Source organism: Streptomyces iranensis, from assembly GCF_017874715.1.
GTDB lineage: Bacteria > Actinomycetota > Actinomycetes > Streptomycetales > Streptomycetaceae > Streptomyces > Streptomyces iranensis.
Window position 1 is genome coordinate 571,138 of the sequence record NZ_JAGGLR010000001.1, and the last position, 23,760, is coordinate 594,897.

Annotated in this window: 25 protein-coding genes; 14 read left to right on the top strand and 11 right to left on the bottom strand. The window is 67.6% G+C overall.

The window, feature by feature from the left end; genetic code table 11:
• Positions 1-75: 75 nt before the first annotated feature.
• Positions 76-765, top strand: a complete 690-nt coding sequence (locus tag J2Z30_RS02520) for a GntR family transcriptional regulator (protein ID WP_209468505.1) — start codon at positions 76-78, stop codon at positions 763-765.
• An 18-nt stretch (positions 766-783) separates the two neighbouring features.
• Here J2Z30_RS02520 and J2Z30_RS02525 read toward each other — a convergent pair whose 3' ends face one another.
• The 8 genes from J2Z30_RS02525 to J2Z30_RS02560 all read right to left on the bottom strand — a co-directional run bounded on the left by J2Z30_RS02525 (position 784) and on the right by J2Z30_RS02560 (position 7,360).
• Positions 784-1,527, bottom strand: a complete 744-nt coding sequence (locus J2Z30_RS02525; RefSeq protein WP_245387438.1) for a molybdate ABC transporter substrate-binding protein — start codon at positions 1,525-1,527, stop codon at positions 784-786.
• Positions 1,520-2,329, bottom strand: coding sequence for a hydroxypyruvate isomerase family protein (locus tag J2Z30_RS02530; protein WP_044576429.1), 810 nt, complete (start codon positions 2,327-2,329; stop codon positions 1,520-1,522). Before J2Z30_RS02530 ends, J2Z30_RS02525 begins: the two co-directional genes overlap by 8 nt.
• Positions 2,326-2,766, bottom strand: a complete 441-nt coding sequence (locus J2Z30_RS02535; RefSeq protein WP_308279649.1) for a RidA family protein — start codon at positions 2,764-2,766, stop codon at positions 2,326-2,328. The genes J2Z30_RS02530 and J2Z30_RS02535 overlap by 4 nt, the downstream gene beginning before the upstream one ends.
• 13 nt (positions 2,767-2,779) lie before the next feature.
• On the bottom strand, positions 2,780-3,646 hold the full coding sequence (locus J2Z30_RS02540; protein ID WP_044576427.1) for an alpha/beta fold hydrolase: 867 nt from the start codon (positions 3,644-3,646) through the stop codon (positions 2,780-2,782).
• Positions 3,647-3,733: 87 nt separating this feature from the next.
• On the bottom strand, positions 3,734-4,378 hold the full coding sequence (gene otnC, locus J2Z30_RS02545; protein WP_044576425.1) for a 3-oxo-tetronate 4-phosphate decarboxylase: 645 nt from the start codon (positions 4,376-4,378) through the stop codon (positions 3,734-3,736).
• Positions 4,375-5,643 carry a 3-oxo-tetronate kinase gene (otnK, locus tag J2Z30_RS02550; protein WP_044576423.1) on the bottom strand — a complete coding sequence of 423 codons (1,269 nt, stop codon included), beginning with the start codon at positions 5,641-5,643 and terminating at the stop codon, positions 4,375-4,377. The genes otnC and otnK overlap by 4 nt, the downstream gene beginning before the upstream one ends.
• Before the next feature lie 56 nt (positions 5,644-5,699).
• Positions 5,700-6,320 carry an aspartate/glutamate racemase family protein gene (locus J2Z30_RS02555; protein ID WP_209468506.1) on the bottom strand — a complete coding sequence of 207 codons (621 nt, stop codon included), beginning with the start codon at positions 6,318-6,320 and terminating at the stop codon, positions 5,700-5,702.
• A gap of 113 nt (positions 6,321-6,433) precedes the next feature.
• Positions 6,434-7,360, bottom strand: a complete 927-nt coding sequence (locus tag J2Z30_RS02560; RefSeq protein ID WP_044576420.1) for a glutamate cyclase domain-containing protein — start codon at positions 7,358-7,360, stop codon at positions 6,434-6,436.
• A 155-nt stretch (positions 7,361-7,515) separates the two neighbouring features.
• Between J2Z30_RS02560 and J2Z30_RS02565 the strand changes: the two genes are divergently transcribed.
• From J2Z30_RS02565 to J2Z30_RS02580, 4 genes are all read left to right on the top strand, one after another.
• Complete coding sequence (locus J2Z30_RS02565) at positions 7,516-8,139, top strand: TetR family transcriptional regulator (protein ID WP_052701631.1); 624 nt, start codon at positions 7,516-7,518, stop codon at positions 8,137-8,139.
• Between the two features lie 669 nt (positions 8,140-8,808).
• Positions 8,809-9,486: a CPBP family intramembrane glutamic endopeptidase gene (locus J2Z30_RS02570; RefSeq protein ID WP_209468507.1), complete on the top strand. Its 678-nt coding sequence runs from the start codon at positions 8,809-8,811 to the stop codon at positions 9,484-9,486.
• A 68-nt stretch (positions 9,487-9,554) separates the two neighbouring features.
• Positions 9,555-10,355, top strand: coding sequence for an alpha/beta hydrolase family protein (locus J2Z30_RS02575; protein WP_209468508.1), 801 nt, complete (start codon positions 9,555-9,557; stop codon positions 10,353-10,355).
• Positions 10,356-10,587: 232 nt separating this feature from the next.
• A complete protein-coding gene (locus J2Z30_RS02580) occupies positions 10,588-11,862 on the top strand; it encodes a helix-turn-helix domain-containing protein (protein ID WP_209468509.1) in 1,275 nt (424 codons plus the stop codon).
• Positions 11,863-11,900: 38 nt separating this feature from the next.
• On the opposite strand, the gene J2Z30_RS02585 is transcribed toward J2Z30_RS02580, so the two are convergent.
• Positions 11,901-12,920, bottom strand: a complete 1,020-nt coding sequence (locus tag J2Z30_RS02585; protein WP_209468510.1) for a nucleotidyltransferase family protein — start codon at positions 12,918-12,920, stop codon at positions 11,901-11,903.
• Between the two features lie 599 nt (positions 12,921-13,519).
• Here J2Z30_RS02585 and J2Z30_RS02590 point away from each other — a divergent pair.
• From J2Z30_RS02590 to J2Z30_RS02630, 9 genes are all read left to right on the top strand, one after another.
• Positions 13,520-14,707 (top strand): M16 family metallopeptidase, encoded by a 1,188-nt coding sequence (locus tag J2Z30_RS02590; protein WP_044576414.1) that lies wholly within the window; start codon positions 13,520-13,522, stop codon positions 14,705-14,707.
• Positions 14,704-15,567, top strand: coding sequence for a hypothetical protein (locus tag J2Z30_RS02595; RefSeq protein ID WP_044576411.1), 864 nt, complete (start codon positions 14,704-14,706; stop codon positions 15,565-15,567). Before J2Z30_RS02590 ends, J2Z30_RS02595 begins: the two co-directional genes overlap by 4 nt.
• Complete coding sequence (locus J2Z30_RS02600) at positions 15,564-16,523, top strand: ABC transporter ATP-binding protein (RefSeq protein ID WP_044576409.1); 960 nt, start codon at positions 15,564-15,566, stop codon at positions 16,521-16,523. Before J2Z30_RS02595 ends, J2Z30_RS02600 begins: the two co-directional genes overlap by 4 nt.
• Positions 16,520-17,287: an ABC transporter permease gene (locus J2Z30_RS02605; protein WP_044576408.1), complete on the top strand. Its 768-nt coding sequence runs from the start codon at positions 16,520-16,522 to the stop codon at positions 17,285-17,287. Before J2Z30_RS02600 ends, J2Z30_RS02605 begins: the two co-directional genes overlap by 4 nt.
• Before the next feature lie 11 nt (positions 17,288-17,298).
• On the top strand, positions 17,299-18,135 hold the full coding sequence (locus tag J2Z30_RS02610) for an ABC transporter permease (RefSeq protein ID WP_052701628.1): 837 nt from the start codon (positions 17,299-17,301) through the stop codon (positions 18,133-18,135).
• A gap of 164 nt (positions 18,136-18,299) precedes the next feature.
• A complete protein-coding gene (locus J2Z30_RS02615) occupies positions 18,300-18,491 on the top strand; it encodes a hypothetical protein (RefSeq protein ID WP_044576407.1) in 192 nt (63 codons plus the stop codon).
• A gap of 2 nt (positions 18,492-18,493) precedes the next feature.
• Positions 18,494-19,498: a nucleoside-diphosphate kinase gene (locus J2Z30_RS02620; protein WP_044576406.1), complete on the top strand. Its 1,005-nt coding sequence runs from the start codon at positions 18,494-18,496 to the stop codon at positions 19,496-19,498.
• Positions 19,499-19,581: 83 nt separating this feature from the next.
• Positions 19,582-20,637, top strand: coding sequence for a FomB family phosphonate monophosphate kinase (locus tag J2Z30_RS02625; protein WP_209468511.1), 1,056 nt, complete (start codon positions 19,582-19,584; stop codon positions 20,635-20,637).
• Between the two features lie 120 nt (positions 20,638-20,757).
• Positions 20,758-21,465, top strand: a complete 708-nt coding sequence (locus tag J2Z30_RS02630; protein WP_044576404.1) for a class I SAM-dependent methyltransferase — start codon at positions 20,758-20,760, stop codon at positions 21,463-21,465.
• Positions 21,466-21,881: 416 nt separating this feature from the next.
• On the opposite strand, the gene J2Z30_RS51620 is transcribed toward J2Z30_RS02630, so the two are convergent.
• Positions 21,882-22,661 (bottom strand): RICIN domain-containing protein, encoded by a 780-nt coding sequence (locus J2Z30_RS51620; RefSeq protein WP_372453224.1) that lies wholly within the window; start codon positions 22,659-22,661, stop codon positions 21,882-21,884.
• Between the two features lie 126 nt (positions 22,662-22,787).
• The gene (locus J2Z30_RS02640; RefSeq protein WP_308279653.1) at positions 22,788-23,435 is read right to left on the bottom strand and encodes a TetR/AcrR family transcriptional regulator; all 648 of its coding nucleotides are present in this window, start codon (positions 23,433-23,435) and stop codon (positions 22,788-22,790) included.
• Positions 23,436-23,760 lie beyond the last annotated feature (325 nt).

Here is a 23,760-nt window from a genome sequence, read left to right on the forward strand (position 1 = left end):
GCGGGGACGAGCGCCGAAATGGGCGGGCCCCCGGCCTCTTCGAATGCGAAGAAGGTCTCCCAGACCGGTGCCGCCGTGGAGAAGATTCGCTCCCGCATCATCGACCTGACGATTCCGCCGGGCAGCCGGATCGACGAGCCGCTGCTGCTCAAGGAGTTCCAGCTGGGCCGGACCCCGGCGCGGGAGGCCATCAACCAGCTGGCCGCGGAGGGGTTTGTGAAGATCCTTCCCAACCGGGGTGGCACATTCGTCCGCAAGCTCGATCTGGCGGAGATCGGCGAGATCGTGGTGGCCCACCAACTGGTGGAGAACAACCTCGCTCAGTTGTGCAGGCTCGACGACGAGACGCTCGCCGACGATCTGGAACGCATTCAGTCGGTGTACCGCGTGGAGGTCGACAACCGCAGGTACCTCAACATCACGGCGTTGAACGAGCAGTTCCACATGCGCATGAACCAGTCGATCGGCAATAGCTTCTTCCATGACTTCGCCCAATCGACCCACCGCCATGTGCGCCGGCTGCTCGTCTATCTCTACACACTCGAGTCGGCACTGCCCGAGCAGCAGGACGAGCAGTTCGAGCTCAATGTCCGGCAGCATGACCGCATCATCGAAGCGGTGCGGGACAAGGACCGCGAGGCGCTCACCGAGGTGCTGCCGGAGCACGCGGGCGCCACGCAGGACCGGCTGGTACGGCTGTTGCAGAGCAACACGGTCGCTCCGTTCCCCGTCAAGCTGCGCCCGCTCGTCCTGCCGGGGGACTGAGCACACCCGGCTCATGGCTCAGCTCGCCCGGGTCCCGTTGCCGGTCGCGGCCCTGAGGCCGAATGCCCCGTAGGCGGAACGCGCCTGCTCGGACGCGAGGAAGCGCACCAGCTCCAGCGCGGCGGGCAGGCCCGCCGCGGCCGTGGACGGTACGGCGCTGAACTCGGTGTCGTGGTCGGCACCGGCCGGGAAGGGGCCGACCACGTCCACGCCGCGGATCGCCATCAGCTCGCTCACCTGCTGGATGGCGAGGTCTGCTCTGCCGTCCAGCACGGCGGCCGCGGTGAAGCCCTTCTCCACGACCGTGGCGCGTGCGTTCACCTCCTCGGCCACCCCGAGTTCGGCCAGCAACCGGGCGAAGTAGATGCCGCTGGCCCCGGTTCTCGAATAGGCGACCGACCGCGCGTCGCGCAGCGTACGAACGAGCTCGGCGACGGTCGCGATCCGCGGGTGCGGTGCTCCCGCACGGACCGCGAGGCCGACTCCGGTGCTGGCGAGCGGTAGTCGCGCCGCGCCGTCGACGACGCCCTGCGCGGCAAGTTGGCCGATGTCACCGGTGATGGCGATCAGGACGTCGGGGTGATCCCCCGAGGCCATCCGTTTCCTCAGTACGGACGTCGGGTCGAAGACGGTCCTGACGGCTGTCCCCGTCGTCTCGGTGAACTCTTCGAGCAGTCGGTGTTCCAGGGCGCTCCGCACCGCCAGGGTACTGAAGAGCGTGACATGCCCATGGCTGGACGCGCACATGGCTACTTCACCCATTCCATTCCGGGGCGTACCTCGTCAGCCATCCGAGCCCGTCGGCGGTGGCGTTCGCGGGACGGTACTCACAGCCGATCCAGCCCGGGTATCCAAGTGCCCGCAGCCGGTCGAACACGAAATCCCAGGCGATCTCCCCGCTGCCCGGCTCCGCCCGGCCGGGCACGTCCGCCACCTGGATATGGGCGATGGACGGCAGGAATTCCTCCAGACGGGTACTGACGTCGCCCTGGCTCATCTGGCAGTGGTAGATGTCGAAGAGCAACCCGACCTGGTCACCGCCGACAGCCGCCACGACACCCGCGGCCTGTTCCTGGGTCTGGAGGAAGTAGCCCGGGATGTCCCGGGCGTTGACCGCCTCGATGACCAGCCGGACGCCCGCGCCGGCGGCGAGCTGCCCTGCCCATGCCACGTTCGCGACGTACCGGGAGAAGGCCGTGTCGCGCGGGACGTCCGCGGGCCGTACGCCGGCCCGCAGGTGGACAAGCGGACACTCCAGCTCGACGGCGTAGTCGAGCGCCCGGGTGATGCCGTCGCGAAATTCCCCGACCCGGTCCGGCAGGCACGCCGTTCCCGCGGCCGTGGGCGTTCCCGGAGCACCCACCGGGCTGTTGAACAGCACCTGGCGCAGCCCCGCGTCCTTCAGCCGCCGGCGTAGCTCCACCGGTGAACGGCCGTAGGGCGAGGCGTACTCGACGGCGGAGAATCCGGCCTCGGCCGCGGCGTCGAAGCGCTCCTCGAACGGCACCTCACCGAAGAGCCGGCCCAGATTCGCGCAGAAGCGCAGCCCATGGTCCGTCGTCATGACGGGGCGCCGAGCGCGGCGACGACCTCGATCTCGACGCAAGCACCGTGGGGGAGTTGCGCCACGCCGACGGCGCTTCGTGCGTGCCGACCGGAGTCGCCGAGGGTCTCGATCAAGACCTCGGAGGCGGCGTCGATCACCTTGCCCTGAGCGGTGAAATCCGGGGCCGAGGCAACGAATCCAGTGATCTTGAGGATCCGCAGGACCCGGCCCCCCTCTCCGCCGAGTTCGCTGTCCAGAGTGTTGAGGCACGCCTGTGCGCACAGCCGCGCGGCGGCCTTGGCGGACTCCAGGTCGACGTCCGCGCCGACCTTCCCGTGGTACGCGATCCGGCCGTCCTTCCGGGGAAGCTGGCCGCTGACGTACGCGACGCCCTGGTGCACCACCACGGGGGTCACGTAGCCGCTCGGGGCGGAAGCCTTCTCGTTCGGTGTCACCGTCTTCCGCTCCCTATGCCTTGAGATCATTGACGAAGCCGGAGATCTCCCGTGCGAGCGCCTCGGGTTCCTCCTCCGGAATGTAGTGACCGCTGCCGGCGATGACTCCGCCGCGCACATCGCTGCCCAGCGGCCGCATGCTCTCGTAGAGGTCGGGGGCGGAGCCGACCTCGCCGCCGAGGGCGAGCACCGGGACGCCGATCTTCCGCCGCATCAGGGGGGTGTTCTGCTCGATGTCCTCCAGGACCGCGCGGTAGTAGCCGAGCATGCCCCGCAGTCCTCCCGGGGCCTGGTACACGCGCTCGTACTCGTCGATGTCGGCCTCGCTGAAAGTGGACCTCCAGTTGGCGGTCTTCCTGCTGAAGAACCATTCGATGAGGATGCGCTCGCGTCCCTGGAGCAGTGCCTCGGGCAGGTCGGGGATCGGGTTGAACAGGAAGTGCCAGTTCCGCCAGTTGTCCGGGCCGAGCGTGATCGTCGGCCGCAGGGTGACCCCCGGGATGTTGCCGTCGAGGAGCACCACTCCTCGCAGGTCGGCGGCGAACTGATGGGCGTAGGCGTATCCCACCCAGGCGCCGATGTCGTGCCCGACCAGCACATACCGGTCCTCACCGAGGACCTTCAGCAGCGAGCGCAGCCGCTTGCCGGTCGTCAGGGTGTCGTAGCCGTCCACGGGCTTGTCGGAGTCGCCTTGCCCGGGGAGGTCGACGGCGATCACATGGAAACGGTCCGCGAGCAGCGGCATCAGACGCCGCCACGCGTAGCAGCTCTGCGGGAAACCCGCGACCAGGACGATCGTGGGTCCTTCGCCGGCTTCCACGATGTGGAACCGGAGGTCGTCCGCCCACACCATGCGGTGCTGGAGCTCGATGTCACTCATTGCCGTCCTCTCGGAAGCGGTTGTCGGGTTCGGCAGCCGGCCATGCGACGCGGGGCCGGGAAGTCGCCTTGTCACCAGGGGGTGAGGTCAGCGGCCATGGGAGAGTTGTGCGGTCTCCTGATCGCTGAGTGGGCGGGTGGGTATCCCGCGCAGAAGCAGGAAGAGTTTCGCGGTCTCCTCCAGCTCTTCGATCGCCGCCGCCGCGGAGTCCGGAGTCGTACCGCTGACGATCGGCCCGTGATTGGCGAGCAGAAGCGCGTGGTGACGGGCGGCGAGGTCGTGGATCGCGGTGGCCAGCGCCGGGTCGCCGGGCCGGTGGTACGGGACGAGGGGCAACCGGCCGATCCGCATGACGAAATAGGCGGTGAGCGGCGGAACGCACTCGGCAGGATCGAGCCCGTCCACGCAGGACACCGCCGCCGCGTAGGTCGAGTGCAGATGAACGATGCCACCGGCGTCCGGTCGCTGCCCGTACAGCGCCAGATGCAGGAGGCTTTCCTTGGTCGGGCGGTCCCCACCGACGTGGCGCCCGTTCTCGTCCAGCTTTGACAGCCGATCCGGGTCAAGGGTGCCCAGACTCGCGTTGGTCGGCGTCATCAGCCATCCGTCGGACACGCGCACGCTGAGGTTACCGCTGGTCCCGGTGGCCAGCCCGCGGGCGAACAGGGAGGCGCCCAGCGTGGCGAGCCGTTCCCGCGGCCGGGCTTCGTGGCTTTTCGTGGCCAGGTTCATGGCAGTCGCTCCCAGGCGTCGAGGAAGAAGTCGCGCGAGCCGAAATTCCCCGACTTGAGCGCGAGCGCGAGTGGCCGGGGGGTGCCGAGCGCCCAGGTCCACGGGACTCCTGGACTGATCTCCGGCCCGATGAGCAACCCCGTAACACCCAGTGCCCCTACGACGGCGCCGGATGTCTCCCCACCGGCGACGATCAACCGGCCGACCCCCATGCCGACGAGGCCGCGGGCGATCGAGGCGAGGGTGGACTCGATCCGCGAGGCGATGTCGTCGGGAAGCCGTGACTTCGCCGCTGTGACGTTCGGCGCCGGTTGCGTAGCGTGCAGCAGGACCGGACCATGTGCCAGAAGTGGGCGCGCCCAGCGCAGTGCCGCTGTGACGACGTTCTCACCCCGGGCGATCGCGAAGGGGTCGACGGGGAAGGTCGGGTACACCGTTCGCACCGCCTCGACCTGGGCGTTCGTCGCCGCTGAGCAACTACCGGCGATGACGGCCCGCGCCCCGCCGGATGGCAGGTGGGCCTCCGGGGCACGGTTGGCGAGGTCATCCGGCCGGCCACGGAGAGTTTCGGCGAGTCCGATCGCGAGCCCCGAACTCGCCGTGACCAGCGGCAGATCGGCGCACGCACGGCCGATGGCGAGGAGGTCCTGGTCGTGGGTCGCATCGACGACGGCGAACCGGACTCCCGCCGAGCGCAACGCGTTGAACTCGGCGTGGATCCGCTCCGGCCCCCGCACCACGGTTCCGCGGTCGACCAGACCGACTCGCGAGGGAGTCTGCCGCCGCATCAGCCGCACCACGTTCGCGTCATCCATCGGCGTCAGGGGGTGCTGGCGCATGGACGTCTCGTCCAACGGTACGTCACCCACGAAGAGCCGACCGTCGCGGACGGTACGGCCGTTGGCCGGCAGCGCCGGGCATACGACGGTGAAATCCATGCCGAGGGCGTCCATCAGGGCGTCCGCGACCGGGCCGATGTTGCCCGCCGGGGTGGAGTCGAAAGTCGAGCAGTACTTGAAGTAGAAGCGATCGCAGCCGATCTCCTGTAGCCACCGCAGTGCGGTAAGGGACCGCTCGACCGCGTCGGAGACCGGCGCGGTGCGGGTCTTCAGCGCGACGACGACCGCCTCCGCCCCCGACCGCACAACGTCCTCCGAGGTATCGGGGACGCCGATGACCTGCACGGTTCGAATGCCCTGCGCCACCAGTACGGAGGCGAGATCGGTACCCCCCGTGAAGTCATCGGCGATGCATCCGAGCAACATGCCCGCACCTCTTTCCGATCACATCGGCCGACGGGCCCACCGGGGGACGGCAGCGGTCACGAGGCGCCATGAACAGCCTCCTTCAGGGCGAGGACGGCCGTCTGTGGCGCGGTGAAGACGGGCACGTCCACCCGTGCGCGGACCCGCTCCGCCGCCTGTGACGTGGAGAAATGGGCGAGGACGACGGCGTCGCAGCCGGAGAGCCGCGGTGCCTGCTCCGCGACCAGCCGGTTGTGTGACCCCGCGTCCCCCGCGCGCAGCAGGTCGATCGCGGAGTCGACGACGATCGACCTGAGCTTCGCAGATGAGCCCAGCCGTTCCGCCTCGGCGGCGAATTCGTCCTCCATGGTCGGGACCGAGGGCGCGAACGTGGCGAGCATCCCGACGTCGGTGCCGCGCGCGAGCGCCGCCCGGAACATCGCCTCGTTCGGTTTGACCACGGGCACCGGCAGTAGAGCGGCCGCGCGTTCTATCGCCGGGCCGAACGCCGAACAAGTCGCCAGAATGCCGTCGGCGCCGGTGCGGTGGGCGTAGCGCACCAGATCCACGAAACGTTCGATCAGCTCCTCGGCCAGCTCCGGCCGGCGTGCCCGCTCGGTGGTGAGCCCGTCATCGAGCAGATTGGTCAGCCTCGCCTCGGGCCATTCGCCGCGGAACGCGTCATGGACGGGTGCCATGGCGACGGGCGTGGCGTGAATAAGGACAATACGTGCTGTGCCTGTCATTGCTTTCTCTGCTCTTCGCGTCGCACCGGGCATCGGCCCGCTGATGGCGGGCCGACAGCGGCCGGTCAGGCGTTTCGTGACAAAACGGCTGTGATGGACTCGATGATCTCAATGTGGTCGCTGAGCGGCAGCCTGTCGATCGTCATCTGCAACTGGCCGAGCCGATCGACACGGCTGTCGTCGATGGCCTGGCCGATGGTGACCGCCGCGGTGAGGACGTCGTGCTCGGACTGCGCGTGGAAGTGCTTGAGCAGGTACGGGGCAAGGTCGGGCCGCAGACTTGCGACCGCTCCGAGCAGCCCGTAGGCACCCCAGTTGGCGACACCGGAGACGATCAAGTGGTCGGCGCCGGTCCGTGCGGCGACCAGGGCGCCGTTCGGAATGTCCTCCTCGACGATCTCCCGGGGCAGTACACCCATGCCGATCTCGTTGCCGCCGTCGCCGATGCCGATGGTGGTCCAGGGCGGGCTCCAGCCGTCGTCCTGGAACAGGTAGTCCAGCGGAGCGGTGTCGTCCGAGATGTCCCACCCGTGCTCGCGGTGCGCCCTCCCGTCGGCGCCCAGCGAACAGCGCTCGATCGCGATGAGGTGGGTGAGCGGCTGCTCCGCCGACTCCAGGCGTCCGCGCAGGCTCCGTACGGCATCGGCGTCCACCGATACGACCTCGAGCGCGACCCTTCCCGGCAGAACACCGGTGACCGCCCATACCGCCTTGGCGCATGGCGCGTCGGTGATCACCGTGACGGGGATACCGGCCTCGATGAACCCCGCGGCGAGCTGGCCCATGCCGTTCAGGCCGTCCGTCTCGGGGGACGGTGGTTCCGCGTGCCGGACGAAGAACCCGCACACGATGCCGATGTGCGGCGAGGGGTGGTCCGCTACCGACTGGGCGGCGCGCTCCAGATCCCCCCGCGCGAACGCGACCAGCCGGCTGATGTCGCGGCGCACCTTACGTCCGACGATGCCTTCGATCTCGGTGATGGGCGTTGGCATTTACCCTCCAAGGGGTGGCGTATACTTAACGTATATATGGCTCCTGAGTGTGTCAACCACACTTCCGGGCGGGGCGGCGGGTGGCCGAGTGGTGTCGTGAGCCGGTGCGGCGGCCCAGGCCCCCGCGGGGCCTTGCCGCGCTATAAGATCGCGACGTGGTTGGGAATGCCGACAAGCGACAGCACATCTTGGACGTGGCGACGCGCCTCGCCGGAACGGACGGTCTTCGGGGCCTGAGCGTGCGATCTGTCGCCGCCGCGGCCGGTATTGGCGCGACGACTTTGCGGGCGTATTTCCCATCACAGGCGTTGCTCTACCGGGCCGTCGCGGGGCGGGTGGTCTCCCATGCGCTGAGCGACGATTGGATCCAGGACGTCTCCCTGGCCCCCGCGGATCGCTTGTACGCGAGCCTGCGGCAGTTCCTCCCCGGCGCGGCGGAACGGCATTCCGCGCTCATGATGTGGTTCGAACTCGTCACCCTCGCTCTTGGCCCCCATGCCAATGAGGAGGTTCTCGAAATGGTGCTCTCCGGGCACGATGAGTCGGTCGTGATCGTGACGCGCTGGTTCACGCTTCTGGCAGCGGACGGATGCGCGCTGCAGGACGCGCCAGAGGTGCTGGCCGTCCGGTTCGTGGCCCTCGTGGACGGGTTGCACCTGAGCCTCTTGTTCGACAAGGGCGAAGGGGCGCTCGACCGGGCGGAAAACACGCTTCGCTGGTTCGCCGAACAGTCACTGACCGCTCCCGGCGAGGATGCCCCGGACGCGAATCCGGCGTGAAGGATCGCGGGGGCCCGAGACCGCTCTGGACGGTTCGAGCGCCAGGGGTGTCCGGCGGGGCTTCGCGCCTGCGGCGGACCTTTCCCCTCCCCGCCCCTTCCCGGCACCTGACGATATGCGGCGGAGCCGCATATCGAAATGGTGCGGGAAAGGGCGGGGAGGGGAAAGCGTCGATATGCGGCTCCGCCGCGATCCGCCGGACACCCCGTAGCCGCACAGCGCTTCCGGAGTCGTGATCGACCACCCCGGGCCAGGCGGAACCTCACCGGTACGGCGGGCGGCGTAGCGCAACGCTCCGCCTCAGCCGCAGCACGGAGCGTATCGGCACAGTGTGCCGCACGACGTGCGGCACACTGTGCGGTACAGTGTGCCGCACGTGCCGCAGCCTGCATCGGAAGAGACCGGAACCCGTGGTCCCAGGCGCGGTCGCCGCGGCGCCGGCCACGCGCGACGCCAACGTACTGGCCTGAGTGGGCCGGCGGCGTGAGGTGACGGCGTCGTCGCGGCCCGGGTTCCACGCGGGCCGACTTCCCGGTCGCTCGGCGAAATACCTCTCCGGTCGGCGCCACCACATACGCGAACCACACCAATACAAACGACCCGTCGAAATATCCGACCCGCAGGAGAGGAATTGCCATGGTTCCCCAAACCACTCACGCTCCGACAGATTTGATCGGTGCGGAAGAGCGGCGGCCCGGGTGGCCTGAGATACTCGCCGCCGCCGTCGCCTACATCCTGTGTTACATCATCGGCCCGCCGATCATCAGCTCACTCACCCACGACGAGTCGGTCGCGAGCGGGCTGTCTCTCGCGGCGCTCTCCGGGATCATGGGCCTGCTCGCCTTCTTCGCCGCTTTTGTCATCCGTGACCGCTCATGGTCCGCGTTCAATGTCCGCGCCATCACGACTCGCTGGATTTTCCTCTCGGTCGGCTTCGGACTGCTCGCGATCGTCATGACCCGTGTGGTCGCCGGCATCGCCGTGGCGATCATCGGAAGCACGGACGGTGATCCGCAAGGCGACTACCACGACGCGGCCAACGCCGGTCCGCTCGCCCTGATTCTGCAGCTGCTGTTCATCGCCGTCCTCACCCCCATCGGCGAGGAGTTCGCCTTCCGGGGCGTGATCTCCACCGCGCTCAACAGGTACGGCGCATGGGTGAGCGTCATCGGCAGCACCGTCATCTTCGCCCTGGCCCACGGCATCAACCTGGCCATGATCCCCGCGCTCGTCGTCGGCACGATCAACGGCATTCTGCTGGTGCGCACCAAGTCGGTGTGGCCGGGTGTCATCGTTCACGCGGTCAACAACGGCCTGGCAACCCTCCTCGGCGTGCTGCTCGGCTGAAGGGTGCCCCGGCGCCGCGGCTGTTCAGGGCCCGACGTCCGTCGCGGCGGCCCGAGGCCCTCGCCCCCATGACACCGGTCACGATCACCGCACGCGACGGACTGTCCCTGCCCTCCTACCTGACCCTGCCCGTGGGGGTCGAGCCGGCCGGGCTGCCGCTGGTGCTGCTGGTCCACGGCGGTCCCTGGTCCCGCGACAGCTGGGGGTTCAACCCCGCCGCGCAGTTGCTGGCCAACCGCGGCTACGCGGTTCTCCAGGTCAACTTCCGCGGCTCGACCGGCTGCGGCAAGGACCATCTCGAGGCCGGCATCGGCGAGCTCGCCGGGAAGATGCACGAGGACCTCATCGACGCCGTCGACTGGGCCGTCAAGGAGGGGTACGCGGACCGGGGCCGTGTCGCGATCTTCGGTGGCTCCTACGGCGGTTACGCCGCCCTGGTCGGCGTCACCTTCACCCCCGGCGTCTTCGCCGCCGCCATCGACTTCTACGGCCCCTCGAACCTCGTCAGCTTCCTTCGGACCGTGCCGGAGTTCGCGAAACCGCTGCTGGTCAACAACTGGTACCTCTACGCCGGCCACCCCGACGACACCGAGCAGGAGGCGGACCTTCGGGCTCGCTCACCGATCAGCCGGGTGGACCGGGTCCGCGCACCCCTGATGGTGGTCCAGGGGGCCAACGACGTCCGCGTCGTCAAGGCCGAGTCCGACCAGATCGTCGATGCGCTGCGCGCCCGTGGCGTCGAGGTCGAATACCTGGTCAAGGACAACGAGGGCCACGGCTTCGTAAACCCCGAGAACAACATCGACATGTTCCGCGCGGCCGACCGCTTCCTCGGCCGCCACCTGGGCGGACGGCCCGATACGCAGTAGCCGACGCCTCACGGCACAGAACCACCTGGTGAGTTGATTTCGCATGACCGAACGCGTACGCCCCTCCCACCCGGCGGCCGCCCCGAACGGCCCACACGTCCGGCACCTCCCGAACGGACCGGAGCAGCCCCCGGGAGGCCGGGCGAATCGGCCTGACCAATCCGGCCCGGCAGATGGGATACGGCTCCTCGGACGCCGCCGGAGCGCCGGTGCGGAGCGGATGGGGGCGCCGGTGAGCGTCGCACCCGCGGAGTTCGGCTCCGCGTTGAGGACGCTGAGGAGCAGTCAGGGCTTATCTCTCGGAGACCTCGCCCACCTGGTCAATTACAGCAAGAGCTACCTCAGTCGGGTGGAGACCGGAAAGAAGCAGCCGACCGCGGATCTGGCGCGGCACTGTGACGACGCGCTGGGCGGCGAAGGCCGTCTTATCCGTATCGCCATGAGCGTTCCGCGTCGCAGGACACAGGCGGCGACGACGACTCCTTCGGTGCGGCAACTCCCGCGTTCCATCACCGATTTCGTCGGCCGAGTTGATCTGCTTCGTCAACTCGACGGAACGTGTCCGGAAGCTTCCGACGGGCAGTATCGAGGCTCTCCGCTCGTCCTGGTCGACGGACCCGCCGGAATCGGCAAGACCGAGACGGTCCTGCACTGGGGGCATGTCGCAGCGGAACGGTTTCGCGATGGCACGCTCTTCGCGGACCTGAACGGATTCCGGCAGGGCGGTTCGCCCCTCACCGCCGAGCAGGTACTCCGCCGCTTTCTTTACGACCTCGGCGAGACGCGAGCCGATCTGAAGGGGATGGACGCACAGCAACTGGGCGTTCCCTTCCGCAGCTTGCTGACCGGCAAACGCATGCTGATCGTCTTGGACAATGCAACCCGACCCGAACAGGTGCGTTCCTTACTTCCTGCCAGTCCCGGCTGCATGACCGTGGTGACCAGCCGTAGCCGTATGCCGGGCTTGCTGGCCAGAGACGGTGCGCTGCGCCTTCAGGTCCCGCCCATGGCTCCGGAGGAGAGCCTGGAACTGCTGGCCACCCTCGATCCCGAAAGCCGTCTGGCCCAGCGGCCCGAATATCTCGATGCGTGCGGGCACATACCCCTGCTCATACGCATCGCCTCCCGCCGGAACATGAACCCGGAGTTCTACGACAGCCTCTACCGGCGGGAGAGCGCCGCGATGCTGCGGCTCTTCTCCATGGTCGGTGACGACTCCACGTCGCTACGGTCCCTGCTGATGGGGTCGTACGAGGTGCTGACCGGAGAGGCCACGTGGGCCTTTAGGCTGCTGGGCACCTGTGCCGAAGGGTGGTTCACGGTCCGCGACGCCGCGAGACTGTTGGACACCGGACAGTCGGCGGCCGAGGAGTTGCTGTCCGAACTGGCCGATATACACCTGCTCCAGTACCGGGATGGGCAGTTCGCCTTCGATCCCGTGCACCGCGCCTTCGCGATCGAACGGGCGGGCGCGGTGGAGTCCGAGCGGAACGGCTGCCAGGTGTAGGCCACTTGGAGGTGCGGTGCCTCGGCTCCGAGCGGAAATCACCAGCCGGCTTCTTTCAGCAGCTCGGCCAGTTCGGCGTGGGCCCTCTCATGGCGCTCATGGGATACGAGCGCCTCGCTCACCAGCAAATACACACCTACCGGGGTCAGCAGTAGGGCCTCGTCACCATACTTGTGGATCCGTATTCGGGTCACCGCCGCGCCGGGCGGCAGCGCCCCCAGACGGATCCCATGCAGGGGCAGCCCCGACGCCAGTGAGTCCGCCGTGGTCGCCGGTGCGGACGGCGCCTCTTGCGAGCGGCGCCGTTCGTGCTCCGTGTCGCCCGCCTGGTCCAGGGCGGGCAGCATGGTGACGAGCCCATCGACGGGCAGCTCGGCGGCCGTGTACCTCACCAGTTCGGCCACCTCGGCCGCCAGATGGAAATCGGCTGCGGTGCGCACCAGGTCGTCGGCGTCAGGGATGTCCTGACCGGTCAACATGTACAGGTCCAGGGCGTCCCGCGGATGGAAGGGGCGCTGCAGTCGCTCCTCGGCGAGGCACACCAGGTTCCGCAGCCAGGGGCCGTCGGGCGGATGGACACGGATCGGTACGTCGGCGTTGCCCACCAGGGCCGCCGTGCAGAGTTCGATCCTGATCTCGGGGTCCAGCAGCGGTTCCTCCGGCGGCCATACCATCGTGACCAGCAGATGGCGCTCCTGGCCCAGCACGGTCACCCACACCGCCGTGGGCGCCGGATCGGACAACTCCCCGACCAGCCGCCACAGCTGTTCCTCGTCCGGCACCAGCAGGTCGATATCGCCCTGCGGCCGAAGCACCCCGGGAGGGTACGCGGACGCCAGCGACGGCCCCTTGAGGACGGTGAACCCCGTTTCGGCCGGCAGCCTCCCCAGCACATCGCGGTAGTGCAGGGCTCGCCGCCGCGCGCGGGCGAGTTCTCCCGCCGCGGCCGGGCCCATGGCGATGCCGTCCCGTTCGATGACCGAAAGGACGAGAAACGGGAGAGTGTAATGAGCCTGCCGGGCGGCAAGCATGAGACGCCCCAAGCCCTCGTCAGGCACTACGTCGAAAATATCGTAGAGAATATCCAGTGTGAGTTCCGGCGAAACCGGCATTCGTTCCTCTGCCATAGGCACACATCCTGGCCCAGCAAATCGGCGTCGACAAGTGTTGCCGTGTGCCGGACAGCATGTTGCCCATTGTCCATTGAGTGAGAAACGCGAGTCCTCTTGATTCGCGCCGCCGTAGGGTGGTGTGGATCCCGCGCGGCGGGCCGGAAAGCCGTGTGGCTGTCGGCCGCGATGGACCACGCCGGCACCGTGCTGGGGCAACGGCCGATCGCCGACAAGGCCCCTGGGTTTCCCGTTGCCCTTGGCTGTGGACAATGAGCAACACCTGGATTCGCCTGACGACGGTGTGCCAGAGTTTCGAGCGAAGGCAGGGCAGCTCGTAATTGACCAGCAATTCGATTGAAGCTGCCCCTCGTTTAGAGAGAGGAGAGTGACATGCGTAAGCACATCGTGCTCCTGCGCCCGCGCCTTGACAAGATCAAGACCAGGACGCGCTGAATAGTGCCTTGATGAGTGGGGGCGTCACCGCGTTATACGCGGGGCGCCCCTACCCATTTTTCATGCAACCGGTAGCCCAACGAGGTGGTCACTTGCTCGAGCAGCTTTCAACTCATCTGGTCGTCGATGACAGGCTCCGGACGGCCGGGATATGCCTGGCGGTCGACTACGGTGCCCGGAACGACCCGGATGGCCGGGGCGGGCTCGCGCACTGCCTCGAACACCTCTTGATGGCCTACCCCGTGAACGCCGGCACGTCCCTCTGCGAGCATGTCGAACGTCTTGGCGGCAGCGCCAACGCCGAGACGGGCCTGGAACATATGCTCTTCCACGCCCAGGTCCTCGCCGAGGACACCGAGAAGGTCCTCGCCCTGTTGCAGGACGCGATCTGGCGTCCGCAACACGACGCCGATCTGGTGGCCTCCGAGCTCGAGGTCGTACTGCAGGAACTGGCAGCGGCCGCCGCCGATCCCTTGGACGTCGTGCAAGACGCCTTCCTCACCGACCTCTTTCCCGGCCACCCGCTGGGCCGTCCGGTGGGCGGCTCCGTCGACGAGGTGCGCTCGCTCGGCATCGCCGACATCGACACCGGACACCAGGAGTACTTCCTGCCGAGCCGGTGCGCGCTCGTGGTCGTAGCGCCCGAGGCTCCCGCCGGTCTGCCGGCCGGCGCCACCGTCGGTGGACCCCTGAGCGCCGCGCCTCGCCGCACCGTGCCACAGCCCTTGGGCAGGGTCGCCCATCGCCCGCCGGCCTGGCCGGATGCGTTCACCTGGGTATCGGTGGGGGGACGCTCCGCGGCTGCCGACGCGCCCGGAAGCCATAGCTACCAGGTCCTCGCCGAACTGTTCGGCGGCAGTCCTTCCTCGCCCCTCTACCGGAAGCTGCGGGGCGAGCGGGGTCTCGCGTACTCGTTCCAGGCATGGCACCGCGGCTACACCGAGGCAGGTGCCTGGCGGGTCCTGGTCGGTACCGACGCGGGGAAGGGCGAGGAGGTCGTCGATGTGGTGATCGAGGCGCTCGGCGAAATGGCCCGCGGCGGCCCGGCTCCCGACGATCTGCTCGCTGCCCGCAAACAGGCCCGCAGCAAGATCCGCTTCGGTCTGGAAAGCCCCCTGGACCACGCGCGGTTGCTGGCACGGCAACGTGTGGCCGATCCGTCGTGGACGGCTGAGGGCGAAGAGGCCGCCCTGGCGGCGGTGACCGCGGAGGAGATCGCCGCGTCGGCGGCGAACATCCTGGACGACCTGGTGGTCACCATCCGCCCGGAGAAGTCATGAGCACCGGCCTGGACATGTATTTGCGCGGCGCCGAGGAGGCCGGTCTGCTCGGACGGTTCGCCGGGTCGCCCTATGTCGCGGGCTCCTACGAGGAACCGGTTCGCGGCGAACTCCAGTACCTCGTCACCTACGTCGATCCGGACCTGGCGGCCTCCTGCGCATGGTGGGCCGAGCTGCCCGGGATCGCCCGTACGGCCGACCCGGCCACGCGGGCCGTGGTGGCCCGCGTCCCGTCGGACCACCGGCCCCCGACGCCATGGCACCGCTACCTCACCTACCTGTCCTACCACGGCGCGGCCGCCGTACCCGCCGAAGCCGGCGACCACGCACCCGACCTGCCCGAGGTCGTCCCGGCCCGGCCCGAGCACGAGGGGCTGATCGTCGCCTGGCTGGGCGTGGCGCTCTCCAACGCGGCCCTCTGCCACGGCGCCGAGGACGCGCGGCCGCAGGAGGACGTGCTGAAGAGCCTGCTGGATCACCCCGGCAGGGCCAGTTTCGTGGTGCTGCTCGACGGAGCGCCCGCGGGCCACGCCACCGTGTTCTGCGATGAGCGGGACGACGTGACCGGCGAGCCCATCGCCGAGCTGTTCGACATTCTGGTGGAGGCCCCGCCGGCCGACCGGCGCAGAGCCACCATGGCGCTCGTCTCCGCCGCCGCACGGCATGCGGGGGCCCGGCGGCTGCCCCTGATCGGCAATGTCGTCCACACCCTCACCGGCGAGGTTGACCCGGGTGAGCGAGTCGTCGCCGCCCTGAGGTCTCAGGGCTGGCGTCCCGACCATGTGATGTGGTGGCTCGCGCTGGATGAGCCGACAAGGGCCGCGGGCACCTCCGCGCATCGTGAGGACACCGGGCGGTGACCGCTGTACGCGTGCGCGGGCTGACGCGCGCCTACCCCGCGCGGAAGGGCTCCGACGGCCGTCCGCACCTCGCGCTCGACGCATTCGACCTGACCGTCGAACGCGGCGAGATACACGGCTTGCTGGGCCCGAACGGAGCGGGCAAGACGACGCTGTGCCGCATTCTGTGCACGGTCCTGCTGCCGACCAGCGGCACCGCGGAGGTGCTGGGGCACGATGTACTGGCCGAGGCCGACGCGGTCCGCCGGTCCATCGGGATCGTCTTCGGCGGCGAGCGGGGGCTGTACGGCCGGCTGACGGCCACGCAGAACCTGTGCTTCTGGGCGGCACTGTACGGGCTCAGCGGCCGGGACCTGCACAGCCGTGTCGATATGCTGCTCGCCCGCATGGGGCTGGGCGATCGGGCCCACGACCGGGTCGACACCATGTCCCGCGGTATGAAGCAGCGGCTGCACATCGCCCGCGGGCTGGTCCATGACCCGTCGGTGCTGATCCTCGACGAGCCGACCATCGGCATGGACCCGGTGGCCGCCCACGCATTCCGGGAGCTGATCGAGCAGCTGCGGGCCGAGGAGCGCACCGTTTTGCTGACCACCCACGACATGCAGGAGGCGGAGGCGCTGTGCGACCGCGTCACGCTCGTGGATCATGGACAGGTCATCGTCACCGAGTCGGTCACCGAGGTGGGTTCGCTCCTGGCGCGCGGTGACCGGATCGAGGCCGCAGGCGTCCCCGACACGACGGTCCTGGCGCTGCGGAAACTGCCCGGCATCACATCGGTGGACGCCTCCGACAACGGCACGGTGCGCGTCGTGCCGAACGCCGAATCGGGCACGGAACAGGCGCTGCGGCTGCTGGTGGACGCCGGGGTCACCCGGATCAGCACCGCCCCGCCCACCTTGGAAGAGGTCTACCTCGGCCTGATCGGCAGCCGGGGTATGGCGGTGCGTTCATGAAGTTGTTCCTGAACGGCTTCGTGTTCCAGCTGCGGCTGGCCCGCCGGTCGCCGGACACCTTTCAGGTCTGCGCCACCGCGCCCCTGCTGACCGTGATCTTCCTCGCCATCAACAAGTACACCGGGGCCGGGGACCTCACCAGTTTCGCGGTGGCCGCGCCCACGCTCATGTCGCTGTGGATGCTGGCGCTGTCCACCGCCGGTTCCGCGCTGACCGAGGACCGGGACCTGGGCACTCTGGAGGGTCAGATCGCCGCCCCGGCCCCGATGGAGCTGACCTTTCTCGGGCGGATGTGCTCGGTGGTCGTCGTGGGGCTGGTGGCCTTCGCCGAGTCCTGGCTGGTGGCCGGCCTGCTCTTCGGGCGCTGGCTGCCCGTCCCGCATCCCTTCGTCCTGACGGGCTGTCTGCTCGCCACCGCGGTCGCCACCGCGGGGACCGCGGGATTGCTCGCCCCGCTGTTCGTGCTCACCCCCTCGGCGCGCACCGTGCAGAACACGCTCAGCTTTCCGTTCTACCTCCTGGGCGGGGTCCTGGTCCCGGCCTCCTCATTGCCCGACTGGGTCCAGCCGGCCTCCCGTGCCATCTTCCTGTCCTGGTGTGCGGACCTGCTGCGCGACAGCCTGGCCGCGCCCCCGGTCCATCTGCCCGCGCTGCGGCTGCTCGCAGTGCTCGCGCTCGGCGCCGTCGGCTACGGGACAGGCATGGTCCTGCTTCACCGCGTCATCATGCGAGTCCGGCGCGCCGGAACACTCTCCCAGACGTGAAAGGTGCCGGTGTGCGCTTTACCGCGGCCGCTCCCGCTCTCCCCGCTCTGCGGCCCGCCGTGCAGGCGGCCCGCGTCGTCCGGCACAGTGCGGCCATCGCCTTCGCCGATATGCGGGCCGTCTACACCTGGAAGGTGTGGATCTTCGGCTGGCTCGGGCGGATGCTCGCACAGGTCACGTTCTTCACCCTGCTCGCCCGCACCACGGGCAGCGAGGAGCACACCGCGTACATCGCGGTGGGCAACAGCGTCATGACGTGCGCCCTGGAGTGCATGTCCGTGGTCGCATCCACCACCTGGGAGCGGTTGTCAGGCACCCTGGTGCTGCTGTGCGCGGTCCCGGCCCGTCCGGTGTGGGTGTTCTTCGGCCGCAGCCTGCAGTGGCCGATCAGCGGCAGCGGTACGTCGCTGATCGCGCTCCTGTTCCTGGCCCCGCTGTTCGGTGTCTCCTGGCATCCCGGCCAAGTGCCCGCGCTGGTGGTGCTGGTGCCGCTCACCGCGCTGACCACCTACTGCTTCGGGCTGTTCCTGGCGGCCTTCGTGCTCAACGCCAACGGTGTGCGCAACATCGTCTCCAACGTCGCCTACCTGCTGATGATGATCCTTTGCGGAGTCAACATCCCGGTGAGCCAATGGCCGCCGGCGGTACAGGCGGTGGCCGACATCCTCCCGCTGACGCACAGCCTGCACGCCATCAGGCTGGTGTCCGACGGTGCCGGGGCGTCCCGGGTCCTGGGCGCGGCCGGGCTCGCCCTGCTGTGCGGCGCGGGATGGCTGCTGGGAGCGTACGTGGCCTTCAACCGCTTCATGGCCAGGGCCCGCGGCCTGGGCAGCGCCGATCTGTTCTGAGCGGCGGCCGCCGAACGATCTCTCGCACATCGCTCCGCAAGAGATCACCGGCCCCGAGGGAAGCGTCGACGATCGGGAGGACAATCTGGTGTTGCCCGGTGCCTCTGGGGTGGACAATGGACAACGCATTGAGATGAAGGGCAGTCGGCTACCACAGTTGATTCATGACGTTGCACACTGCCGAGACACCGGTTTCGTCCGTCAACATCACTGTTCCAATGCAGTTCGAGTTGCTGGACGCAGATCCCGCCGACGGGTTTTCGCGCCCGCTGCACGCGGCCCGGGTAGCGCACTACACGCTGCCCGCGCGCCCGGAGAGCATTGACGGCTTCCGGGTCAGGTGCGAGGGGCATTGAGCGTGGATCGGCCCGAAAGAGCGTGTGTCGTACCGGAATGGCTGAGTCGGGAGGGGCGCAAACGGGAAATTTACGCGGGCGATCCCTACTACCGAGACGCCTGGGACGATCTGACCGCCCTCCTCGGCACCGAATGGGCTGTAGCCGATCAGCTCCATCGCGTCGCCCCGATGATTTTGAAGCCGGACACTGTGGCCATCCGGGGCGGAGCGAGGCTGCTGGCCGCAGTGCGCGCCGCGGGCTTTGTCCCGGTTGCCTGGAGCAAGTTCCGGTTCGACCGCCATGTCACCCGCGAACTGTGGCGATACCAGCTGAACGTCGCGACCCGCGAGCGCATTGACGTGATGGACATGATCATGCCGGCGGCGGAGTCGCTGTACATCCTTCTCCGGGACACGGCGGAGTCGGGGATACCGGCCACCGCCAGACTGAGCGACATGAAAGGGCCGACTCGCCCTGAGGATCGGGAGGCACACCACCTGAGGTGGATCGCAGGAGCGGCCCAAGCCTCGGTGCTCACGTACATTCACGTCGCGGACGAACCCGCCGACATCCTGAGGGAGCTGGGCGTCTTCTTCGAGAGCTCGGAGCGGAAGCGCCTCCTCGCCGCCCTCAACAGCCGTCAGGACGTTACGCAGCAGGTGCTGACGGCCCTGACAGAAGTCGAGGCATGCACCGAGGCATCCGACCTGTTCTGGAATTCAGCGTTGGACAGACTGGATGCGCAGTTGTCCGGCCATCCGGACACCGCGGAATTGGCCGCGCTGCTCCAACAGGTGCGAGCCGGCCGGAGTAAGGACTGGCAGTCGCTTCTCGCCTTGGCGGACAGGCTTGGGCTGCAGTGGTCGCATTGGGACCGGGTAGCGGTGGCAGCCCACCTGAGCGCCCGACACCTGGAGGCCGAACCAGTCATTCCTGACGTGAGCCGGTCCGCTTGGTCGGTCGACTCGCGATCTCTGGCAGTGGACCGGGTAACGGCCACGACAGGTACCACAGGAAACGGATAGGAGACCAGCATGCACAGGTCCAGGGTGGTGTCGTTGGTCGTTCATTCTGGACGGCCGAGGGCGCTCTCGAAAGGCAGGGCAGCGTGACTTCGCTGATCACTCCAGCCTCGGCCGAACCGGACACACATGATTACGTGCGTGACGCTCTCGGCCAACGCTACACAATCAGGTCATCCCGGGTGATCGATCTCAACTTGTTCAAGGTTCGCGTCTCCAGCAACGTCACGGACTTCGCCGGGTACGCCTTCTACACTCGGTTCGCCCCTCCCGAGCAGGCCTGCGCATACGAGCTCGTCTTTGTAGATCTGGACCAAGACCCGATCGATCCAGCGTTGATCGAGCCCTTTGCGGACCAGGGATACCGCGCCGACCGTTTTCGCGGAGGCTCTTACATCACCCACCATTTCGGCCCACCCGCCTACCTGGTGACCCGTGGCAACCGGATCTATGTCTTCGGTCGTGAGCTGGAGCGCACTCTCTGGCCGTACTTCACCAAACGTCTGCTCACCAGCTTTGCCATCGACCATGGCCTTGTGCACCTCAAAGCCGCGGCTTTTGTCCAGCCGCAGGGTGCCACGCTGCTGTTCGGCCGCCAGAAGGGCGGCAAGACCGTCTTCCTCACCCAGGCCTGTGCCGCGGGTGCGCGGTTCCTCAGCAATACGCATGTGCTGACAGGCGGAGCCACCGTATACGGCGTACCGTCCGCGATGCGGATCCGGAAGGGTCCGGGCTTCGACCAGCTCATCGTTTCGGGTCGGCTGGAGAAACACCTGGAAGCATCCGAATATCGGCTTGATCCCGATATGATCTTCGGTCACGAGGCGATCGCCGAAGCCACGGTCCGCAACCTGTGCGTCATCGACTACAACCCGGACCGGACCCCCTGCTTCGACGAGGTCGGCGAGGAGCCCTTTACGGCATTCTTGGACCTCTTTGCCTGCGCGCCCGGCACCTACGGGTTGAAGGACGACATGCTCGCCCATCTGGGCAGCGACTTCTACCGATACAGTGCCGCCTTCACGGCGATGAAGCGGCGCATGAGCGAACTCGTTGGGGCAGCGCGGCGCTTCTATATAAACGCCGACATGCTCGATCCCGTGGTTCGGGACCGCACGCTGGCGCGTCTCGCGGAGCAGTGATCTGCCGATTCGCTCCCGCGGCCGTGCCCCCCGTAGCGGGATTCGGCGGCTGCGCAAAAACCGGCGGATGGTGGAGGCGGCCATTGGCTGCCACATGTCATAACAAAGGATGAAACGTCCATGAAGACAGATGACCGTGCTGTTCGGGTTCGGGAAGTTCGGCGTCAGTTGGCGCATGATGGCCCTGCTCGGACGCGGCCTTTCGACCATGACTTCGAGTACATCACTCTTCCCGAGCGTGACTGTGACCTTCTTCGCGATCTCTTGATTGCCGAACATGCCGAGACCGTCGTCGAGGTCGGGCTTGCCTACGGCAGTTCGGCACTTGCCGTGGGGGAGGCTCTTGTTTCTCGGGGTCACGCCGACCCCCGGCATATCTTGATCGACCCATTTCAGGAAGACATGTGGGCCAACACGGGGTGGGACCTGCTCTGCTCCGCCGGTCTCGACCGGATCGCCACGCTTCTTCCGGCCCGGTCCTCGGATGCTTTTCCCCGGCTCATCGCGGAGGGACTGATCGCCGATGCGGCTTTTGTCGACGGGAGCCACCTGTTCCACGAAGTCTTTCTCGACTTCTACTACCTGCGGAAGGTCGTGAAGCCGGGTGGGCTGGTGGTCATCGATGACGCCGACAAGCCCTCGGTTCGCACCGCGGTCCACTACTTCGAAGTGAATCTGGGCTGGACCGCGCTTCCTGACCCGTTCACGGCCGGGACCTGGCGCACCGTCGGCAACGATCCGAACGGCGAATCGATGCCGCGCTGCCGGGCCTTTCGGCTGCCCGACGTCGTCTCCGAGCCGCGCTCCGGCGATTTTCTCCCCTTCTAGCCTCGCTGTTTCGCTTGGGGTGGAGCGACGTGCAGGATCCGGTAGCGGAGTTTCTTGGGTTCGGCGGTAGCCGGTTCTCCGTCCAGCAGCGGGACGCGGGTCCAGGCCAGAAGATCGATAGCGGCCGAAGCACAGTGAAGTACGCCGTTGTCAGCCCGGTTGCTTCGGCGAGGTCCGCCGGCAAACGTGCTCCGGCGTGCCCGACCACCCCCGACCCGTCGGTGGACACCACAAGCCGGGGCCGCGAACCGATGTCCTTCACGCAGAAAGTGCCTTCCTCTGGCGACGACAGAACCCCTGGACAAGGTCCATCGTCCCAGCTCAGGAAGGCACTTTTGCGTTTCCACCCAAACCTCAGCCGCACCCCAACCACAGCGGCTGCCCCAAATCTGTCGGCACCTATGCCCGCAGGGCGATCAATTTCCGCCGGAGAATTTCCATTTACCCGCGTTTGACTTCCCACCCCAGGCTTCAATCGCGGGGCCATGCTGAGTCAGATACTTGCCGGTTTTCACGTTTCGCACGTAGTTCCCGGCTGGATACGTCCATTTCTGATATTTACCGCCGTTGCATTCCCTGATATACACATCCCCAGCCGAATTACTGTCGAGGCAAATGTTCGTGTGAGCCATGCGGATCGTGGCCCCGCGTCGGTCCCAGAGGTGCAGGGGATTGCCAGATCGGCAATACTTTGCAGTGAGACCAGCGTGATTATTAAGGGAAGCGATGCATTGATTGTATGACAGGTTTCTGATGAAAGTATTGTTGGCCGCACTTGCGTCCGAGGCGAAAAGACCCACAGTGGTGGTCGCGGTAATTACCGCCGCCAAGTTGACCCGCAGGGTCCACTTAAGTTTATGGGACACTTGAACTTTCCCGTTTCTGTTGATTTCGCGCTTCTGCGCAAACTTGAAGATAAGCCGAGACCGACAAGCTGGGCCCGCGCAAGCAGCATGCTGCAAGTCACGGCCCAAGCATTGACCGGGTTCGTCTCGGCGGCGAACCCGGCCGCCAATGTCGCCGGTTGGGCCCCACAGATGCGGGTGTCTCCCGGGCGCGCGGATCTCGCGGGCACTTCGTCGACCGCAAGGTGCCCGCCATCTCACGAATTGGTGGTTCAGACAGGGAACAGGTTTGCAGCGTCGGCGGATAGGGTTCTGTCGAATCTCACTGATCGATTCCCTGTGCTTGGACACCGAAATACGGGAGGTGAGACTGGATCATATGACGAGCAGTCATGACGAGCAACTGGGCGTCCGCGTTTGGAGAGTTGAGAGCCTCGCCCCGTCATCACCCGCTCGGCGCGGTGTCAGGGCGTCGGGTCACGGGGTGACCGGGTCCCCCACCGCTCCCCCGGTGGCGTTGCGGACCGCGCGCGCGAGACGTTCGGGGGCGTCGGTGAGTTCCCCGCGGTCGGTGCCCGTCAGGAGGGCGGCGCCGATGTCCTCGTTGATGACCCGCAGAGCGGCCGAGGCCGCCGCGGCGTGCAGGCGCACCTGAAGGTCGTCGCCCGGAAGTCGCAGTCGCACCGCGAAGATCCCGGCCATTTCGCGCTCCACCTGGTCGCAGGCCATCAGCCAGGCAGTGCGAATGGCCGGCTCCTTGGCGGCCAGCAGGATCATTTTCATCGCGAGCATCTCGTCGGCCCGCTCGATATCGCTGGCTTCCCGACCGAACCTGGTGGCCTCCGCGGAGACATGCTCTTCCAGGGAGAGATCCCGGGGCCAGCTGCCTATCATGGACGTCTCCCAGCTCACGCCTTGCATCACAATGGGCTCGGCACAGCTCTCCTTGCTGCGGAAGTGCCGCCAGATGGTGCGCGTCGACAAGCCCACGGCCTCGGCGATCTGGTCACCGCTGGTCGCATCCACGCCCTGTTCCCAGAACAGGCGGGCCGCCTCCCGTGAGATTTCCAGTCGCAAGCGATGGCGCCGTTGCTCACTCATCCCGCCACGCTTGGTCGATGCCACGCTGACCGTCCCCGCTTCTTGCTCACGCTGACAACTTGGAGTGTCATAATGACAGTAAGTGACCCATGAGGGCTACTGGTCCCCGCCCCGCACCTGGCGTGGTCGCCCTCACGACCGCACCGCGCAGCGTGCACTACGGGGCGCTCCCGGACCTCCGCCTCAGGTGACGGCTCCCTGAACAGGGCATATTCCCTGGTCAGAGCCTTGATGGCGGACGAGTCGGCCTGTACGCCGGGTTCTGTCCTGCTCCAGCGTCGGTCAAGCTCTGACCTGCTAGTTTGCCCGCACCTCGCCGCTGAGTACGCCGCCTGGGACTTCTCAGGGA